Below are 19,067 nucleotides of genomic sequence, written 5' to 3'. Positions count from 1 at the left end.
TAATACAATTGGGGATGTGGAGATAATGACGAGTTTAACTCAAGTCAAACAATATGGTTTATATGTAAATGGGGAATGGGAAACAACAGCAGAAAAAATGGAAGTCTTAAATAAATATACACAGCAGCCTGCAGCTGAAATCTCAGTAGCAACAAAAGACGATGTAAATAAAGCTGTGGCCAGCGCGAAAGATGCATTAAAAAACACTTTTTCACCATATGAACGCTACGAGGTATTAATGAAAGCAGCTGAGTTATTACTAAGTCGTCAAGAAGAATTTGCTGAAATTTTGGCTACTGAAGTTGGAAAGTCTATTCGTGAATCTCGCGGAGAAGTTGAGCGTGCGGCTACAACTTTACAAATTTCAGCGGAAGAGGCAAAGCGTATTCATGGAGAAGGTGTACCTGTTGAATCGGCTCAAGGCTCGGAGAATCGTATGGCTTTTACAGTAAAAGTCCCAGTTGGAGTTGTTGCAGCTATCACACCGTTTAATGTACCTATCAATCTAGTTTGTCATAAACTCGGACCTGCACTTGCAGCTGGGAATAGTGTAGTATTAAAACCTGCTGAAGTCACTCCAATTTGTGCTCTCAAGCTCGCTGAATTAATGGAAGAAGCAGGGCTGCCAAAGGGGTGCCTTCAAGTATTGACTGGAGATGGGGCAGAAATTGGTGAATGGTTATTAGAAAACCAGGATGTTAATATGTTTACTTTTACAGGAAGCCCAAGAGTAGGAGAGCTCATTCGATCTAAGGCAGGTTTGCGTAAAGTTTCACTTGAACTAGGAAATAATTCGGCTACTATCGTACATAAAGACGCTGATTTAGAAAAAGCTGCATCTTTAATTTCTCAAAAAAGCTTTAATAATGCGGGACAAGTTTGTATTTCAGTTCAACGAATTTATGTTCATACGAATATTTATACTGCATTTGTTAATAAGCTAAAAGAAAAAACAGAAAAGTTAGTAGTCGGTAATCCAATGGATGAGCAAACGGATATTGGACCTATGATTCGTCTCAAAGAAGCAGAGCGAGTGGAAGAATGGGTAAAAGAAGCGGTGGAAGAAGGGGCAAAAATTGAACTAGGAGGAAAGCGTGATGGTGCTTTCTATCTTCCTACAATTTTGACCAATGTAAATGATGATATGAAAGTTTGTCGTCAAGAAGTATTCGGGCCAGTAGTAGCTATTGATCAATATAATGAGATTGATGAAGTGATTTCAAAGGTAAATGATTCTGACTATGGGTTGCAGGCAGGCCTTTTTACGAACGACTTACAGTTTGCTATGAAGGCAGCTCGTGAAATCGAAGTAGGCGGATTAATTGTAAATGATGCTTCAGCGTATCGTGTCGATCATATGCCATATGGCGGTGTGAAAAAGAGCGGTAACGGAAAAGAAGGGCCGAAATATGCAATTGAAGAAATGACTGAAGAACGTATCATTGTTTTAAATTTATAATTTATCAGTTTAAATGAAAGACCTAGATTTTTAATTTTCTAGGTCTTTCATTTGGAAAATAACAAAGAAAAAATGACGAAGGTGAACAAACATGGAGTTCTTAACAATCCTTCTTCCTATTTTCGGGATTTTTGCACTTGGATTTATTGGACAAAAGAAAATAGGATTTGATACAAAAACGATTTCAACAATGGCACTTTATTTGATGTCTCCAGTTCTAGTGTTCAAAACATTTTACACAACCAAATTTACTATTGATTACTTATATCTTACGTTATACACATTTGCACTTTGCTTTGCATTAATTGCTGTCGTCTATATTATTGCTTATTTCCAGCGATATTCTACTTCAGAAACCTGTGGGATGATATTAGCGTCCTCATTTATGAATAATGGAAACTACGGTACTCCTGTTGTTTTATTACTCTTTGGCGTTACAGGCTTAGACTCTGCCATTATTCTAATGGTCATACAGCAACTGGTCATGTGTACAGTAGGAGTTTATTATGCCGCTAAAGGGAGTTCGCAAGGAAACGGTATAAAATCAGCCATTGACGCAGTGCGACGGATACCAATTGTATATGGGGGACTTTTAGGAGCTATATTTCAGTTTCTTCATATTCCATTAAGCAACTCTGTAAAAGAAGCGGTTGATTTAGTAGCCGGTGCAGCTATTCCTACCATCATGATCGTACTTGGAATGCAGCTAGCTAAAATATCAATTAGAAATTTAGCCAAAGCAAAAGTTTCATGGTCATTAGCTATCAAGCTTGTGATCTCACCATTTATCGCTTATATACTAACACTTCTGTTACCTGTTGATGAGATGGTTAAACAAATTATGATTATTATGGCTGCTATGCCCACAGCTGCTAATACAACTATGTACGCGCTTCAATTTAATACAGAGCCGGAGTTTGTATCAAGTGCAACGTTAATTAGTACCTCTCTAAGCCTTGCTACATTACCTATCATTTTTCTAATTGTTTTATAAAATGACACAGAAAAACGTTCCAATATATGTTGAAAAATAACTTTATTATATGACTTTAAAAGGAGTAGTCAACGTGAATTCTCCTCATAACTTAGTTTTAAAAAGATATTTAAAATTTATTTTCTATTTTAGTTTTGTGTTCTTTTTATACTTCTACTTCACCTATAGCTTTCAACACTACCTGACTAAATATTTGTTTCTTAATTGTTTATTGACAGGGATATCTTTTTTAATTCGAAATTCAAGAGGTTATACGGAAAAACTATAAAAGCATCTGTATCTGTAAAGAAAAAAGCTTATTAAAAGGATTTGTGGGTCCTTTTAGTAAGCTTTTTTATATTGCTATTTATTAACCATTTTTTCAGGAACTGTCATAAATATTTTTATTTAATTTGTAAAAATATTTTGAATTAATTATCTGTCTATGATAATATTTAAATCAGTAAATCATATATAAAATTTAAAATCACATATGTGATTCGGAAAGGGTTTCTTCATGTCAGTAAAATCAGCAGAACGTGTATTAAGAGTATTTGAATTGATTGCTCAACATCCCGAGGGATTAACAGTAAAAGAGGTTAGCGATTTACTTTCGCTTCCGCAAAGCAGTACGTTTAATCTTGTGGGAACACTTCACAATGAAGGGTATTTGAATCAGGACTCATTAAAGAGGTATAAGCTAGGGCCAAAGCTAATTCAAATTGGAACAGCGGCTATGGAATCATTAGATATTTCTTCTGAGGGAAAGCCGTATTTAAAGAAACTGATGGAGGATGTTCAGGAAACGGTTTTTATGGCCTTGCTGTCAGATGGAGAATTAGTCTATGTTGTTAAGATTGACAATAATCGCTCTATTAGAACAACAGCTCAGCCTGGTAACCGTAAGCCGCTCTATTGTACAGGATTAGGAAAAACCTTTTTAGCTTTTCTTCCTAAAGATCAGCGAGAACAGCTGCTTGAACATATAGAACTACTGCCTATTACGGATTATACAATTACAGATAAAAAAGTTCTTAATGACAATCTAGACTCTTTTATTCAAATGGGCTATGCAATTGATGATGAAGAAAATGAGGAAGGGTTATTTTGCCTTGCTGCACCTGTATTTGGAGCAAAGGGAAGCATTCAAGCTGCTATTAGTGTAGCTGGGCCTAAGGAAAGAATGCTGAAGCATAAAGACTTTATTGTAGAAAGGCTGCTTCAAACGTCAAAAAACATATCTTTTATTGCTGGATATGAAGAGGCGAAGAGATAAATGAAAAGAGGGGTAAAATGGATGTGATAAGCATGGGGGAAACAATGATTCTGTTTACCCCACACTCGAATGGAAAGATGAGATATGCTAAAGATTTTTCTTCGAAAATTGCTGGAGCAGAAAGTAATACATTAATCGCTCTGTCAAAACTAGGTTATCAAACGGGATGGGTTAGCCGATTAGGAAAAGATGAGCTAGGAGAGCGTATTCTTTCAAGTATAAAAGGAGAAGGAATAGATGTAAGACATGTGATATTTGATGATAATGCTCCTACAGGTCTTTTTTTAAAGCAAAAAACAAATGAAATGAACAGTAAAGTGTTTTATTACAGACAAGGTTCAGCAGCAAGCTTTATGAATCCGCATGATATGAATGAAGAATATATCTCGTCTGCAAAATACCTATACGTGACAGGAATTACACCTGCGCTGAGCGACTCCTGCCACGAAGCTGTTTTTCAAGCGATGAAAGCTGCTAAAAAAAATGGTGTAAAAATAGTGTTTGATCCAAATTTACGCAAGACGCTTTGGGATGAAACAGCTGCGCGTCAAACACTAACTAAAATGGCTACATATGCGGATATTGTCTTACCAGGAATGAACGAAGGTCAGTTTTTATTTGAGAAGGATAATCCTGAAGATGTTGCATCAGCGTTTCATCAATTAGGTGCAGAACTAGTTGTTATTAAGCTAGGTGAGAAAGGAGCTTATTATTCGACTAAAAATGAATCCGCTTACGTGGAAGGTTTTAAAGTTGCTAGAGTGATAGATCCAGTAGGAGCTGGTGATGGGTTCGCCGCTGGGATACTATCGGGGTTAATAGATAAATCTTCTTTAAAAGAAACGGTTAAAAGAGGGTGTGCTATAGGAGCTATGGTCGTAACCGTAGAGGGTGATATTGAAGGCTTGCCTGATAAAAAAGAGCTTTACGAATTTATGAATGCGATTACAAAAGAAGACGTTATACGATAAAAGAAAGGGGCTTACCAATGACGGATATTTTATCACATCTATTAGAGCATAAAATCGTTGCGATTATTAGAGGAGCTAAACCGCAGGATGTAGTGAAAATTGCCTCTGCGCTTAATGACGGCGGTGTAAAAAACATAGAGATTACTCTAAATTCGCCTGACGCACTTTCAGCCATTAAAGAGGTTTCTACAGAGCTGGGTGATCAAGTGTTAGTAGGAGCGGGTACAGTGCTTGACCCTGAAACAGCACGTTCAGCTATTTTAGCAGGTGCAAAGTTTATCCTTTCTCCAACTGTTAACACGGAAACGATTAAACTAACAAAAAGATACGGTGCGGTTAGTATTCCAGGTGCTTTTTCACCTACTGAAATTTTAACGGCATATGAAAATGGGGGAGATATTATAAAAGTATTCCCTGCTAGGCTGGGGGCTAGCTATATTAAAGATATTCGAGGGCCGCTTCCACATATTCCACTTCTTCCAACAGGAGGAGTGAGCTTAGACAATATTCAAGAATTTGAAGAAGCAGGTGCTGTAGGGTTTGGTATTGGAAGTTCTTTAGTTGATACAAATCGTGAAATTACTCATGCATATCTGCAGGAGCTAACACAAAAGGCTAAAGCATACGTAGCCGCAGTGAATCGTATAACGAAAGGGGAAAAAGTACATGAAAATTACTAATTATGAATTGTTCCAAGTGCCGCCACGCTGGTTATTTTTAAAAATAGAAACAGACGAAGGAATTGTCGGATGGGGAGAACCTGTTATTGAAGGAAGAGCCTCTACCGTTAAAGCTGCAGTAGATGAGCTAATGGAGTATCTTATTGGCAAAGATCCATTAAATATTGAAGATCATTGGAACGTTATGTACCGAGGCGGTTTCTATCGAGGCGGACCTATTTTAATGAGTGCCATATCAGGGATTGACCAAGCTCTGTGGGACATAAAAGGAAAATATTACGATGCTCCTGTACATCAACTATTAGGCGGAAAAGCAAGAGAGTCCATCAAAGTGTATTCGTGGATTGGGGGAGACCGGCCTTCGGATGTAGGCGAAGCAGTAAGAGAAGTTGTTTCAAAGGGATTTACAGCAGTAAAAATGAATGGAACAGAAGAGCTTCAATATGTGGATTCATATGAAAAAATTGATCAAGTAGTAGAACGTATTGCTGCTGTCAGAGAAGCAGTGGGACCTTATGTAGGAATAGGTATTGATTTTCACGGACGAGTACATAAGCCAATGGCAAAGATTTTAGCTAAAGAATTAGAGGTCTATCGTCCAATGTTTATCGAGGAGCCGGTTTTGCCCGAAAACAATGAGGCGTTAAGAGAAATTGCCAATCACGTATCCATCCCTATTGCGACAGGAGAAAGAATGTTTTCAAAATGGGAGTTTAAAAAGCTCTTAACAGACGGATACGTTGATATTATTCAGCCCGATCTATCACATGCAGGGGGAATTACAGAATGTAAGAAAATTATTTCAATGGCTGAAGCCTTTGATGTAGCAGCTGCGCCTCATTGCCCGTTAGGACCAATCGCATTAGCCGCTTGTCTTCAAGTAGATGCAACATGTCACAACGCATTTATTCAAGAGCAAAGCTTAGGCATTCACTATAACCAAGGCAGTGATTTACTAGATTATATTGTGGATAACCACGTATTTAAATACGAAGAAGGCTTCGTAAAAATTCCTGATGGACCTGGTTTAGGTATTGAGATTAACGAAGACCATGTTAGAAAAATGGCTGATATCGGCCATAATTGGCGTAATCCAGTATGGCGTCATAGAGATGGTTCTGTAGCGGAATGGTAAAGGGGAAACCATTTTAGTACGGGAGATCTGATTGACAAATGACCGTCAGTCAGATCTTTTCTTAAACTAGTCATATACAGGGGGATAAGGGAATGAAGGGGTATAGCGAAAAGCCGACTCGCGTTAGATTTCGTGTTTTAGCATTTATTTTCATAAGCGTTGTCATCAACTATATGGATCGAAGTAATATTTCTGTAGCCGCCACGGCCATGTCCAAAGATTTAAAGCTATCATCAGTAGAACTGGGTCTTATATTTTCAGCCTTTGGATGGGCTTATGCTGCTCTGCAAATACCAGGAGGGGTAATGGCTGACCGTTTTGGCGCTCGTGTCACGTATGCCTTTAGTTTAATTACTTGGTCTATTGTTACGCTGCTGCAAGGGTTTACTAAGGGATTTGTGAGTCTTTTTGGTCTGCGTTTAGCCACAGGAGCATTCGAAGCACCGGCTTTTCCTACCAATAATAAAGTAGTCACCAGCTGGTTTCCCAATCAGGAAAGAGCATCAGCTATTGCTTTTTATACTTCAGGACAGTTTGCGGGGCTAGCATTTTTAACCCCTACATTGGTGACCATTCAGCACTTTTTAGGGTGGAGAGGTCTGTTTATTACTACCGGGATTATCGGTATAGCGTGGGGCATTATATGGTATATCTTTTATCGCGATCCTTCTCAGCATAGTAAAGTAAATAAAGCAGAGCTACAGCATATTGAAGAAGGTGGAGGCTTAGTTAAAGCTGGTGATAAGAAAGGAGAAAGAGCAAAATTCGAATGGGGAAATCTTAAAGAAGCCTTTTCTCACCGGAAGCTATGGGGCATCTATTTAGGTCAGTTTGCCGTAAACTCTACTTTATGGTTCTTCCTTACCTGGTTTCCAACGTACCTTGTGGAATACAGAGGGTTAGATTTCTTAAAATCAGGCTTCCTAGCATCTGCTCCGTTTTTAGCAGCATTTGTAGGGGTATTATTAGCTGGCTTTGTATCTGACGCCTTAGTGAAAAAAGGAGTATCTTTAGGTATTGCAAGAAAAACACCTATTATCGTAGGTCTACTTTTATCAACTTCAATTATCGGAGCCAATTATGTAGATAGCACATCTCTCATTATCATGTTTATGGCTATTGCGTTTTTTGGAAATGGCCTAGCTTCTATTACATGGGTCTTTGTCTCAACGCTAGCACCTAAACATTTAGTCGGTTTGACAGGCGGAGTTTTTAACTTTATCGGAGGTTTAGCTTCTATCATCGTTCCAATTGTTATTGGTTTCTTAGCAAAAGGAGGAAACTTTGCTCCAGCGCTAGTATTCATAGCGGCATTGGCTCTCTTAGGGGCACTTTCTTATATCTTCCTTGTAGGAAAAGTGGAAAGAATTAAAGTGATTAAAGATAAATCGTTGAATCGAGATATTGTGTAAGGTTGTTTATAGCCTTATAGTTTTTACAGAAATCATTTGTGACTGGATTAAAAGAGAATTCGTAAAAGTCTTATTAAAGATAGAGCATAAATTTTGTTGGAGACCAACGAGTTTATGCTTTTTTGTTACCTATAAAGAAGAACTTCAGTCCGTACAAGAATAAGATCATTTGATTAGGTAGTAGTGATATTCATGAATACAAAAAACATGATAAAATATACAAAGTTTCTATCTTTTATTAACAGTAGTCAAAGAATAATAAGTAGAAAATGATTATTAGAGAATTGAAGGTGTATTTATGAAAAAGGTTTTAATTAGAATGCAAATCTAATACAGACGCCAAATAGCACCAACCATCTCTTACCGTAGGGATATACGTAATATCTACCACCCGTTTCTCGTTAATCGTCTGTGTAGAGAAATCTCGTTTTAACGGATTATCTAGCTGTATAACCTTTTCTAATGTAGAAACTAATGTGTTGAGAGGAGATTTGAGATTACATGTTAAGAGGAAAACTTGTTTCTAAATTAGTAGATAAAATATTGAGTTTAAAAGCAAGCCATCCCATTCGAGTAGGGATCAGTGGAATTACAGCTTCCGAAAAGACAACGCTTGCTAATGAACTCGCTGTGGAACTTCAAACTAGAAAAAAGAATGTTATTAGAACAAGCATAGATCATTTTCATAATCCCAAATGTATTCGTTACAGACAGGGAAAGGAGTCGGCTCTTGGCTATTATCAAGATGCTCATGATTATGAATCCTTTAAGCAAAAGCTTTTAATTCCTTTAGGACCAGGAGGAACCTTTCATTATCAAACAGCTTCTTTAGAGTTAGCAACAGATCAGTATGTTAAACCCGATATGCAAGTGGCGAGTAAGGACATGATTTTAATTGTAGATGGGACCTTTTTATTCAAGAAACAATTATGTGACCTATATGATTTTAAAATATTCGTTGATACTGACTTTGAGTTAGCTAGACAAAGAGGTGCTAAACGAGAAGAACAGGCTTTTGGAAGTTATGAAAAATCTGAAGCAATGTTTATTAAAAGATATCATGCAGCATCAAAAATCTATATAGATGAACATAAACCACAATTTAGAGCAGATGTGGTTATTAATAATAATAATTTAAATGATCCAAATTTTAGTTAATTAAATTCTTAAATTATTCAAATGTTTTTGGTTTTTACTTACCGTAATGTAAGTTATCGGAAATTATTTAAGGAATTAATAAGATAAATAAAAGGCAGTTAGAAATAGTTCTTAGCTACCTTTTATCTATTTGAAAATTCTGGTTGAATTATCATTATCCCTAAAAAAACAATAGAATATATTTTTTTAATAGTTTATGTCTATATACTATGTGGAAAAACCGGCAATACATATTTCTCTTTATAAACTTCTTGTTACCGAGTTTGCCCGTTCCCGTAAATAATGTATTTCGTAGTTGTTAATTCTTTTAACCCCATTGGGCCTCTAGCATGTATTTTTTGAGTACTAATACCGATCTCAGCTCCAAACCCGAACTCTTCTCCATCAGTAAAACGAGTTGATGCATTAACATACACAGCTGATGAATTCACAAGTTTTAGAAAGTGTTGAGCATGATTATAATCGTTTGTGATAATCGCTTCTGAATGGCTTGAGCTATAGTTATTAATATGTGAAATAGCTTCATCAATATCTTCTACCACTTTAATAGCTAAGATGTAGTCTAAGAATTCTTGTTTCCAGTCCTCTTCTGTTGCCAATTTTATATTTGGACAGATTTCAGCAACCCTTTCATCTCCACGTATCTCAACATTTTCTTCAATTAATGCTTGAAAGATGATTGGCAAGAATTTCTCAGCTGTATTTTTATGTATAAGCACTTTTTCAACTGCATTGCATGCAGAAGGACGAGACGTTTTTGCATTAATAATAATTGATTTCGCCATTTCAATATTACAAGATTCATCTACATAAATGTGACAGTTACCAGTACCAGTTTCGATTACTGGTACTGTTGCATTCTTCACGACGTTCTGAATTAACCCTGAACCTCCACGAGGAATAAGCACATCTACATATTCATTAAGTTGCATTAATGCTATGGCGGTTTCACGTCGAGTATCTTCAATTATTAGTTGAAGAGCGCCTGACGGTAAATTTGCATCAGAAATAGCTTTTGATAATATATTTACAATAGCTATATTAGAGTATATTGCTTCACTTCCACCTCGTAATATAGCTGCATTACCAGATTTTAAACACAATCCGGCTGCATCACAAGTTACATTTGGACGAGCTTCATAAATGATTCCTACAACTCCTAATGGCACGCTTTGCTGTCCAATTTGTAAACCATTTGGACGTACAGACATATTCTTTATTTCACCAATAGGATCTGGTAAAGTAGCGACTCGTCGTAAACCGTTTGCCATTTCCTCAATACGATTTTCATTTAGCAATAGACGATCTAACATTGTTTTTGATGTTCCATTTTCCAAAGCATTGTTTAAATCTATTTGATTTGCCTTTAAGATATCTTCCTTATATGTAAGTAAATAATCAGCCATTTTAAATAGAGCATCTTGTTTACATTTACTACTTATATTTGCTAGGATGTGGGATGCCTGTTTTGCTTGTTTTCCCTTTATCTGTAATTCAGTCAATGTGATATAGTCCCCTTTAACCAAAAATTTTTAATTTTATAATATTTATGCATGTATTCATATAAATTAAGCTTATTGTAAGAGTATATATAACTAAAATCAGTCTTACTTATTAGGATTGCTAATATAAAATTACCTATTTCCATAGGATATGAAGTAGTACATATTGGACAGGTATTAAACTCTAAAAAGAAGTTTGGGTTTATTAACTTGCTTCACTCCTTGTAAAACTTTTCCTAGAGAAAATGAATACAGATATCGTATATCGTAGTTTTTAATGAATGCCTCACCATCTTTAGCTGTGATTTTTTGATTAGAAAAAATATAACATATTCAAAATATTTTGCATACAAGTGATTTTGTAGAATCATTAGAAGCTTAGCATGTTTTCTTTTATGTATTAATTAGTACCTGTTCCTTTAATGTTACCGCGTTCAGATAGACTTGCTGCCTTTTTATATGCCTATTATTTTTTGTACTTTACAAAGATACTACCTAATTGTACAATAAAAAAAGACCAAACGGTCTTAAAATTTTCGTAAACCTTTTTTTAAACGGAGGCAAATAGATTCATGGTTAATCGCAAGGGAGAACAGACTAAAGCCCTAATCTTAGAAAAAGCATCGAAACTTTTTAATAGCCAAGGATATAGGGCATCTTCTATATCAGACATCATGCACGAGACTGGTCTTCGAAAAGGAGGGATTTATAACCATTTCGAAAATAAAGAGGAAATAATGCTGAGCGCTTTTTCCTTTTCCATTGACACGATGAGGCATCTTTTTTCTGAAGCAATGACAGGCAAACAAGGATGCATGGAACGTCTTTTTTCCATTGTTTCCGTATTCGAGGGGATTGCTGAAAAGGAATTGTTCCCTGGAGGTTGCCCGATTATGAATGCTGCCATTGAGGCGGATGACGCAGACCCATTACTTCAAGAAAAAGTCCGTGAAGCAATGGATAGCTTACTCGGAATGGTTCGTAATCTTGTTCAGGAAGGCATAAATAAGGGTGAGATTAAACAGGGAGTGGATCCCGAGTTTGTGGCGACTGTGTTTATCTCCACGTTGGAGGGGGCGCTAGCACTTAGCAAACTTTACAAGAACCAAGAGTACATGAAAAGAGCTGTGCATCATCTTAGATCGTTTCTTGATCAGACCTGTTCCTAACAGTCTAAAAAAGAAGCCGACTATGGCTTTTTTTTACCTTAAAAAAGACCGTTCGGTCTCTTTTTCTACCTATAATACTTAGAACGATTCTACGAACTCTGATAAGGGTGATGTCATAGTTGATATCACCTGATCATTGATGATCAAGAGGAAAGAAACTTTAAGTCTTGACCGTTCCGATAAGCTTTCCGTACAAGCTCTGTTAGCCTTGGTAGAAAGTTTCACAACGCTAGAACTAAAAATCAATTTTACGAATTCAGTATGGAATGCACGACTTCAAATGATTGGGCAGGGCATCAAACAGAGTAGTACTGACAGATGAGCGTTAAATTGAATGACTAAGGAGTTGAGTGCTATGAAAAAGGTGACAATAAATGATCACCCTTCTGTAAAACAATATTATGAGAAAAAGGAAACTATGCAGGGAACCGAAGGCAGGCGCATAGATACACAATGGTTGCGGAATTTATGTCTACATGCAGGAGCCGACGATGTTGGGTTCGTCTCTATTGACCGAAACGAACTTGGGGACCAACGAGAAGAGATTTTGAATTTGTTTCCTGAAGCTAGGACGCTTATTAGTTTCGTCTGCAAAATGAACCGCGAGCCCTTGCGTTCGACGGCTCGATCCATTGCAAATACGGAATTTCATCATGTTGTCGATAACGTAACGCATATCGGACATGAAATCGTGAAAAAGCTTGAAGAGCAAGGCATAAAAGCGTTGAATCCGCCAGCAGGATTCCCGATGGAACAGGAAAGCACGGGAAAAGCATGGGTCATTTCACATAAACCAATTGCGGTTGCGGCTGGACTCGGACAAATCGGCATCCATAGAAATGTCATCCATCCCAAGTTCGGCAACTTTATTTTGTTAGGTACGATCCTTACAAATGCAGATATGACTTCGGAAAGTCAGCCCATTGATTATAATCCGTGTTTAGAGTGTAAATTGTGCGTAGCTGCCTGTCCGGTAGGAGCTATTGGCGCTGATGGTCATTTTAATTTCTCCGCCTGTTATACGCATAATTATAGAGAATTTTCCGGCGGCTTCACCGACTGGGTGGAGAAGATTACCGACAGCAAAAATTCTAAAGCATACAAGGACAAAGTAAATGATACAGAAACAGCATCTATGTGGCAGAGCCTTTCTTTTGGGGCTAGCTATAAAGCAGCCTACTGTTTGTCTGTTTGTCCTGCTGGAGAAGATGTAATTGGTGAGTTTCTTGAAGATCGTAAGAAATTTTTGAAAGACGTTGTTAAACCACTGCAGGATAAAAGCGAAATGGTGTATGTAGTACCGAATTCCGACGCTGAGGATCATGTGAAAAAGCGTTTTCCACATAAACAAGTTCGACCGGTGAGCAACGGTTTACGATCGAAATCAATCAAAGCGTTTTTACAAGTGCTTCCTCATATGTTTCAGAGAAATCAAGCAAAAGATTTAGCTGCTACCTATCATTTTACATTTACTGGGGAAGAAAATGCTCAAGCAACGGTTATCATTCAGAACAAGACTCTTACTGTGGAAAAGGGACATATAGGGGATGCGGATTTCCAACTTATTGCAGACAGTCAAACATGGATTCGGCTGATGGCCAAAGAAACAGGGGTGTTATCGGCAGTCATGTCAGGTAAAATTCGCACAAAAGGACAATTAAAGCTGTTCAAGGCTTTCAGCAAGTGCTTTCCTTCATAAAAGAGGAGAAGATTTTAATAAAAAGTGGAAAATAACCTAATCATTTTGTTAGGTTCGATACATTATTTCTTTACCGATACGGTTCATAGAAAAATCTCTTAAAAAACTGCCCTCCGTGCAAAAGGAGGTAGTTTTATTAGGGTCATATAATGTATGAAATCCATATTAACAATGTCAATATACACAATGTTAATATGGATTAAAAAAAAGCATAAGTAAATGTAAGGGGAATTACTGAAATGAAAAATTTATATTTATCCTTATTAAAAACAAGGAGTGTCATTATTGGTTTAATAACTGCAATTATATTTCAAGTATTATTTAGCATTATCTGGAATACAGGATATGATCATGTTACTGACCGCATCGATCAATTTAAAATTATTATTGTAAATGAAGACTCTAAAATAGGAGCACAAATAGCAAATAATTTAGAAGAAAACTTAAAATTTAAAATTACTCAGTCTTCAGTCTTAAAAAGTGCAATGGATAAGCTAGATGATCGTAAAGTTCAAATGGTAATCTATATCCCAGAAGATTTTAGTTCTACGCTTCAAAATAATGAAAAAAAGGCGAAAATTATTTACTCTTTAAACGAATCAAATCCAAGTATGTTAAAAAGTGTAATGCAAACAGTTGAGCAAAAAGTAACTAGTACGATTAATAAAGAGTCGGTGAAGTCGGGCTTACAATTTACTTTTGAGCAAATGCATGTACCTTCTAATCAAGCTATTGGATTGTCTCAAGGACTATCAGAACGTATACATCCCGTTATTAACAATATTAATCAAGTTTCAAATTTTTCAAGATTGATGGTTCCTATGATGTTAGTAATGGCATCCTTTACAGGTTCAATGCTATTTATTATGGAAATGAACAAAGCTGCTAAAGCTTTCAAGACTTTATACAATCGTTGGCAAAGGTTTGGGGCAAGAGTTCTTTTAATTATTACGGCTACCATCCTAATTTCTACCATTGGATCTATTATGGTTTACGTAATGGGCGTACATTCTCATCAAGGGTTTATAACAATGTGGTATTTTCAAATGATATATGTACTAACATTTCTATTCCTTGCCCAGGTTCCATTTTTTATTGTGGGTGATGCAGGTGGATGGGTAAATATTGCTATGCTATCTATTCAACTGTTATCATCTGGTTCAACTATACCAAGGGAGTTATTGTCAAATTTTTACCAAACCGTAAGTAACTTTCTACCAGCAACCTATGCAGTTGACGGGATCATGAAACTGGTTACTGGAGGTCCATCCATTTCTCATGAGATAATTATGCTTTTTAGAATTTTAATGGGAATTATCATCATTACATTCATACTAGTGGCTCTACAACGGGAAAATAAAAAAGAAAAAAGTTTGAACTTAACAAATGTATAAAAATGGTTTTTATAAACTTTTAAAAACGGAAAAATATCAAAAAAGAGGTATAAACAATGAACATCCAAGTTGAACAAACTAATTTCCAGGGTGAAAAACTTGGAGTACTTGGAGTTATCGAACTTTCGTGAAGAGTGAACTATGCTTAAGCGAATGACTGATTTAAAAATAATAGTAGAGGTGGGTTACAAGATGAGCAAAACTGTATTTATTACTGGAGCATCGGGCGGGATTGGCAAAGAGTTGGCGAATCGTTTCGCCAAGGATGGATACAATATGGTGCTGGTAGCGCGAAGTGAGGGCAAACTTGCGGAACTCGCGAAGGAATATCGGGAAGCATACGATGTGCAAGTGACGGTCTATGCCAAGGATGTCTCGTTACCTGGCGTGGCAGAAGAAATTGCCTCGGATCTTAAGAAGAAAGAGATTACTGTCGACTATCTCGTCAATAATGCGGGATTTGGTTTGTATGGGGAATTTTTGGAGACGCAGTTGGAACAAGAAATGAATATGATTGATGTCAATATCAAAGCTTTAACTATTATGACGAAGTTGTTCTTGCCAGATATGGTTAAACGACGCCGAGGGGGTGTGATGAATGTGGCTTCGGTAGGAGCTTTTTATCCGGGACCTCTAATGTCAGTTTACTTCGCGACGAAGGCGTACGTGCTTTCGTTCACCGAAGCTCTGGAGAACGAACTAAGTGGCACAGGCGTTACTGTGACAGCCCTTTGTCCGGGTCCGACAGCAACCGGCTTCACTGGTCGTGCAGAATTGGGGTCTTCGAAGCTGTACAAAAGTGGCGTCATGGAGGTCGGGGAGGTGGCGGACGAAGCGTATCGCGATTTCTTACGCGGAAAGACGTTAATTATTCCAGGAGCTGTCCACCGGTTCATAACATCCCTGCCGAGATTGCTACCTCGCAAAGCGATGACTCGTTCGATTAGAGAACGTACAGCGCGAGTCGAGCGATGACCAAATGGAGGTACTAGAAAAACTAGCCACGGTCCTTCCTCGAATTATGTATAGAATCGCACGGTTTATCTAGGCTAGGTTATTCGATGCCTTCTTATTGTCAAGACATTACTACATTCAATACGTTTAGGGCATTGTTTACTAAGTTAAGATATCCAGTATTTAAAGTAGCTTTTAATTATTTTTTCTTCTTTGAATACTTTAAATCTTTCCGATTTTTATGGTAAAGGTAACTAACTGCATTCTCCTGACCACCTCAAGGAGACCAAGTCCAAACTTGTAGATAATCTTACAAAAGCAATGTTCGAAGCTACGGGTGCATGGGGTAGGAGATAACCATTATTATCAGAGAAAACAATATTCATAACGTAGGAGTAGGTACAAAATTTCTCAACGAGGCAATGCCAGCAATACTTGTAAGTAGAGATTGAATTGTATGTAAAAAAGAAGGTTAGAGGAGGAGTGTTTTTGATGTCACGAAGAGTTGTAGTCACAGGATATGGAGTCGTTTCCCCGTTAGGAAATACGGTTCAAGCGTTCTGGGAGAATATTAAAGAAGGTAAGTCAGGTATCAAAAAAATTAAGTCTGATGACTTTAATAATATTAACACCCAAATTGCAGGTTATATTACCGACTTTGATGGAGAGCAATATCTCGATAAAAAAGAAGTGGGGAAATATGACTTATTCGTACAATATGCGGTTGCTGCTGCTCAACAAGCTTTAGAACAGGCGAATCTAGATTTACAAAGTTTGAATAAGGAGCGATTAGGGGTTTATATTGGTTCCGGTATTGGGGGAATTAATACTACATTAGATAATCATAAGGCTTTAATTGAAAAAGGACCAAGAAAAATTTCTCCATTTATGGTTCCTATGATGATTAGTAATATGGCCTCGGGAATTATTTCTATAAAAACGGGTTTTAAGGGACCTAGCTTTTCACCTGTTTCTGCTTGTGCAACAGGAAATCAAGCAATTGGTGAGGCTTTTCTAAATATTCGACATGGATATTCTGATGGCATATTAGCTGGAGGGGCTGAGGCTCCTATTAATCCACTGGCTTTTGCTGGGTTCTCAAGAATGAGAGCAATGTCCACTTTTAATGATTTTCCAGAAAAGGCAAGTCGCCCATTTGACAGAGGTCGTGATGGCTTTGTCATGTCTGAAGGAGCAGGTGTTTTATTCTTGGAAGAGTATGAACACGCAAGAGAACGAGGAGCAACAATTTTAGGAGAAATCGTAGGCTATGGTTCCACAACAGATGCCTATCATATAACTTCCCCTGATTATACCGGAGCCGCAAATGCCATGAGATTGGCTTTAGACATGGGGAATATAAAATCCACTGAAGTGGATTATATAAATGCGCATGGGACAAGCACCCCTGAAGGAGATAAATCAGAGACTAAAGCAATTAAAAGTGTTTTTGGTGCTCATGCTTATAACTTAAAGGTAAGTTCCACGAAATCAATGACTGGACATCTTTTTGGGGCAGCTGGTGGGATTGAGGCTGTAATAACCCTCAGAAGTATTATGGAAGATATAGTTCCTCCTACTATTAATTATGAAACACCCGATGAGGATTGTGATTTAGATTATTCGCCAAATCATGCAACTAAGACAAAGATCAACTATGCTATTTCTAATGGTTTTGGTTTTGGCGGACATAATGCTGTGTTGCTATTTAAAAAGTTGTCGATATAGATAAAAATGTAGTAAAAGGACTAATTGATAGGTTAAATATTATTTTAACGTTTAATTCTTAACTATCTCGGGATTTATTCAAATAAAAGGAGCAGTACATTAACAATACTGCTCCTTTTGATTTAATTTATTGTCGACAAAGTTTTTGGATTTCTTCTTTTTCAATAAGAACTTATCTTTTAATCAGTACCGACAACTCACCTTCAAATACTTTTTGCTCTTTATTATAAGTAGATAATAAGACAGTAAGGATTCCCGTTTCACTTTTTTTCGTTTTTTTATCAATAACTTTGACAATAGTACGCAATTCATCGCCTGGATAAACGGGTTTTATAAATTTAATATTATTCATCTCTGTTCCAGCAATAACATCTTCCTCGTACATACCTTGTTCAATCCAAAGCTTAAATGAAAGCGCCATTGTATGTATTCCAGAAGCAATAATTCCATTAAATCTCCCTTGTTTCGCTTTTTCCTCATCTAAATGCATATATTGAGGGTCAAATTCCTTTGCAAATCTCATAATATCTTCTTTTGTTAATTTAAGGGACTTAGTTTCAAATACTTGTCCAATTGTAAACTCATCTAGCTTCATTGATACACCTCTTATTTAAAAATCAATTGTTGTACCTGTCAATATTAGTGTAGTATTACTTCCTTAGCAAGTTAAAAGAAAGATGAGCGATTTAAATACTCTATTATAATTAAAGGAGTATAACAAAGCATTAAAATAATTTCATTAGCTCAAAGAAAACCCTTAACTTTATTTCATTGAAATTTTTAGGTATGGCTATTGTGGGTATAATGGAATCTTATGTATTAGGAGAATTAACAGGAGATACTGAAACAGTAGCAAAACAAGTAGGCCAATTAGTAAAAAAAATATTTAGTCAATGACTATGTCAACATTTATATATGGTTTTGATTAAACTTTTTTAGAATTGTGGAAGTTGAGACACCTTTCCTTCTCTTGTTCTAAAAAGAGACAAGTCACCCCCAGCCTATAAAAAAGCGCATGTTCCAAGGCCATTTACATCTTACCTACTGCAGTATTAAGTGCCCAAAATGGTGATGTACGATTGTGTTTGACACACCTTTGTTAACCACGCTGTAAATTGGTCGATCATGTTAATTAACTCACGAATGTACTTGTTTTTGTGACGATCAAACTGTTTGTACGTTTCCTCCACTTTGCTAAAATCAATCCATTTCTTTAGTTTAATCATAGGAGGATTGCTACTCAAAAAATGCGCTAGTTCTTGTAGCTGATTACTGATGCGCAGCCATGTTTCTGCTTTGATTTCTGTCACTTCGGTAGGTTGATACTGTGGCACATAATTGCAAATCGTGGTGTAGAAATAAGAAAAAGCTTCATCGGCAAAATAGACCGATTCTTTATTCCAATACTTTGCATTGTACTCACCAGGCTTTACTTCTACATAATAAGCATTTTCGACTTTGTCCAGATCTGTTATCATTTCAAAAGGAGATTCCATAGCGACACCTCTTTCTTTCAGATAACGTTAGTATGCCCTTTTTAACAAAAATCTCACACGC

Annotated in this window: 16 protein-coding genes and 1 pseudogene; 13 read left to right on the top strand and 4 right to left on the bottom strand. The window is 36.8% G+C overall.

All coding sequences use genetic code 11. The features are described 5' to 3' along the window. Positions 1-25: 25 nt before the first annotated feature. The 7 genes from Q5794_RS18750 to Q5794_RS18720 all read left to right on the top strand — a co-directional run bounded on the left by Q5794_RS18750 (position 26) and on the right by Q5794_RS18720 (position 7,906). The gene (locus tag Q5794_RS18750; protein WP_374988292.1) at positions 26-1,459 is read left to right on the top strand and encodes an aldehyde dehydrogenase family protein; all 1,434 of its coding nucleotides are present in this window, start codon (positions 26-28) and stop codon (positions 1,457-1,459) included. A 91-nt stretch (positions 1,460-1,550) separates the two neighbouring features. Further along, positions 1,551-2,453, top strand: a complete 903-nt coding sequence (locus tag Q5794_RS18745) for an AEC family transporter (RefSeq protein WP_095378488.1) — start codon at positions 1,551-1,553, stop codon at positions 2,451-2,453. Positions 2,454-2,949: 496 nt separating this feature from the next. Next, entirely contained in the window at positions 2,950-3,708 is a 759-nt protein-coding gene (locus tag Q5794_RS18740) for an IclR family transcriptional regulator (RefSeq protein WP_144635258.1), read from the top strand. A 17-nt stretch (positions 3,709-3,725) separates the two neighbouring features. Then, the gene (locus tag Q5794_RS18735; protein WP_374988291.1) at positions 3,726-4,679 is read left to right on the top strand and encodes a sugar kinase; all 954 of its coding nucleotides are present in this window, start codon (positions 3,726-3,728) and stop codon (positions 4,677-4,679) included. Between the two features lie 17 nt (positions 4,680-4,696). Continuing rightward, positions 4,697-5,359, top strand: coding sequence for a bifunctional 4-hydroxy-2-oxoglutarate aldolase/2-dehydro-3-deoxy-phosphogluconate aldolase (locus tag Q5794_RS18730; RefSeq protein WP_214987238.1), 663 nt, complete (start codon positions 4,697-4,699; stop codon positions 5,357-5,359). Beyond that, complete coding sequence (dgoD, locus tag Q5794_RS18725; protein WP_374988290.1) at positions 5,346-6,494, top strand: galactonate dehydratase; 1,149 nt, start codon at positions 5,346-5,348, stop codon at positions 6,492-6,494. Before Q5794_RS18730 ends, dgoD begins: the two co-directional genes overlap by 14 nt. A 92-nt stretch (positions 6,495-6,586) precedes the next feature. After that, complete coding sequence (locus tag Q5794_RS18720) at positions 6,587-7,906, top strand: MFS transporter (protein WP_374988289.1); 1,320 nt, start codon at positions 6,587-6,589, stop codon at positions 7,904-7,906. Between the two features lie 316 nt (positions 7,907-8,222). Here Q5794_RS18720 and Q5794_RS18715 read toward each other — a convergent pair. After that, a pseudogene (locus tag Q5794_RS18715) lies at positions 8,223-8,375 on the bottom strand (IS3 family transposase); the annotation flags it as partial. A gap of 32 nt (positions 8,376-8,407) precedes the next feature. On the opposite strand from Q5794_RS18715, the gene Q5794_RS18710 reads away from it, so the two are divergent. Continuing rightward, positions 8,408-9,064 carry a hypothetical protein gene (locus Q5794_RS18710; protein ID WP_374988288.1) on the top strand — a complete coding sequence of 219 codons (657 nt, stop codon included), beginning with the start codon at positions 8,408-8,410 and terminating at the stop codon, positions 9,062-9,064. A 254-nt stretch (positions 9,065-9,318) separates the two neighbouring features. On the opposite strand, the gene Q5794_RS18705 is transcribed toward Q5794_RS18710, so the two are convergent. Then, positions 9,319-10,566 carry a glutamate-5-semialdehyde dehydrogenase gene (locus tag Q5794_RS18705; RefSeq protein ID WP_214987235.1) on the bottom strand — a complete coding sequence of 416 codons (1,248 nt, stop codon included), beginning with the start codon at positions 10,564-10,566 and terminating at the stop codon, positions 9,319-9,321. Between the two features lie 572 nt (positions 10,567-11,138). Between Q5794_RS18705 and Q5794_RS18700 the strand changes: the two genes are divergently transcribed. From Q5794_RS18700 to fabF, 5 genes are all read left to right on the top strand, one after another. Next, a complete protein-coding gene (locus Q5794_RS18700) occupies positions 11,139-11,735 on the top strand; it encodes a TetR/AcrR family transcriptional regulator (RefSeq protein WP_075421860.1) in 597 nt (198 codons plus the stop codon). Positions 11,736-12,153: 418 nt separating this feature from the next. Further along, positions 12,154-13,434, top strand: coding sequence for an SCP2 sterol-binding domain-containing protein (locus tag Q5794_RS18695; protein WP_251445505.1), 1,281 nt, complete (start codon positions 12,154-12,156; stop codon positions 13,432-13,434). Between the two features lie 239 nt (positions 13,435-13,673). Continuing rightward, entirely contained in the window at positions 13,674-14,828 is a 1,155-nt protein-coding gene (locus tag Q5794_RS18690) for a YhgE/Pip domain-containing protein (protein ID WP_374988287.1), read from the top strand. A 192-nt stretch (positions 14,829-15,020) separates the two neighbouring features. Then, positions 15,021-15,803, top strand: a complete 783-nt coding sequence (locus tag Q5794_RS18685) for an SDR family oxidoreductase (protein ID WP_214987233.1) — start codon at positions 15,021-15,023, stop codon at positions 15,801-15,803. 471 nt (positions 15,804-16,274) lie between these two features. Beyond that, a complete protein-coding gene (gene fabF / locus Q5794_RS18680; RefSeq protein ID WP_214987232.1) occupies positions 16,275-17,510 on the top strand; it encodes a beta-ketoacyl-ACP synthase II in 1,236 nt (411 codons plus the stop codon). 172 nt (positions 17,511-17,682) lie between these two features. Here the strand turns inward: fabF and Q5794_RS18675 are convergent, their stop codons facing one another. Then, positions 17,683-18,105, bottom strand: coding sequence for a MaoC family dehydratase (locus tag Q5794_RS18675; RefSeq protein ID WP_075421865.1), 423 nt, complete (start codon positions 18,103-18,105; stop codon positions 17,683-17,685). 457 nt (positions 18,106-18,562) lie between these two features. Further along, complete coding sequence (locus Q5794_RS18670; RefSeq protein WP_214987231.1) at positions 18,563-19,006, bottom strand: hypothetical protein; 444 nt, start codon at positions 19,004-19,006, stop codon at positions 18,563-18,565. Positions 19,007-19,067 lie beyond the last annotated feature (61 nt).

It is taken from the genome of Priestia megaterium, assembly GCF_041941685.1.
Lineage (GTDB): Bacteria > Bacillota > Bacilli > Bacillales > Bacillaceae_H > Priestia > Priestia megaterium_C.
The sequence above is the reverse complement of the archived record's forward strand: the minus strand, read 5'-3'. Positions and strand labels throughout refer to the sequence as shown.

Bases quoted from the DNA above. Each gene is read 5' to 3' on its own strand.
- Q5794_RS18740 (WP_144635258.1), top strand. From the start codon at position 2,950: ATGTCAGTAAAATCAGCAGAACGTGTATTAAGAGTATTTGAATTGATT.
- Q5794_RS18720 (WP_374988289.1), top strand. From the start codon at position 6,587: ATGAAGGGGTATAGCGAAAAGCCGACTCGCGTTAGATTTCGTGTTTTA.
- Q5794_RS18710 (WP_374988288.1), top strand. From the start codon at position 8,408: ATGTTAAGAGGAAAACTTGTTTCTAAATTAGTAGATAAAATATTGAGT.
- Q5794_RS18730 (WP_214987238.1), top strand. From the start codon at position 4,697: ATGACGGATATTTTATCACATCTATTAGAGCATAAAATCGTTGCGATT.
- fabF (WP_214987232.1), top strand. From the start codon at position 16,275: ATGTCACGAAGAGTTGTAGTCACAGGATATGGAGTCGTTTCCCCGTTA.
- Q5794_RS18735 (WP_374988291.1), top strand. From the start codon at position 3,726: ATGGATGTGATAAGCATGGGGGAAACAATGATTCTGTTTACCCCACAC.
- Q5794_RS18670 (WP_214987231.1), bottom strand. From the start codon at position 19,006: ATGGAATCTCCTTTTGAAATGATAACAGATCTGGACAAAGTCGAAAAT.
- Q5794_RS18685 (WP_214987233.1), top strand. From the start codon at position 15,021: ATGAGCAAAACTGTATTTATTACTGGAGCATCGGGCGGGATTGGCAAA.
- dgoD (WP_374988290.1), top strand. From the start codon at position 5,346: ATGAAAATTACTAATTATGAATTGTTCCAAGTGCCGCCACGCTGGTTA.
- Q5794_RS18700 (WP_075421860.1), top strand. From the start codon at position 11,139: ATGGTTAATCGCAAGGGAGAACAGACTAAAGCCCTAATCTTAGAAAAA.
- Q5794_RS18695 (WP_251445505.1), top strand. From the start codon at position 12,154: ATGCAGGGAACCGAAGGCAGGCGCATAGATACACAATGGTTGCGGAAT.
- Q5794_RS18750 (WP_374988292.1), top strand. From the start codon at position 26: ATGACGAGTTTAACTCAAGTCAAACAATATGGTTTATATGTAAATGGG.
- Q5794_RS18690 (WP_374988287.1), top strand. From the start codon at position 13,674: ATGAAAAATTTATATTTATCCTTATTAAAAACAAGGAGTGTCATTATT.
- Q5794_RS18745 (WP_095378488.1), top strand. From the start codon at position 1,551: ATGGAGTTCTTAACAATCCTTCTTCCTATTTTCGGGATTTTTGCACTT.
- Q5794_RS18675 (WP_075421865.1), bottom strand. From the start codon at position 18,105: ATGAAGCTAGATGAGTTTACAATTGGACAAGTATTTGAAACTAAGTCC.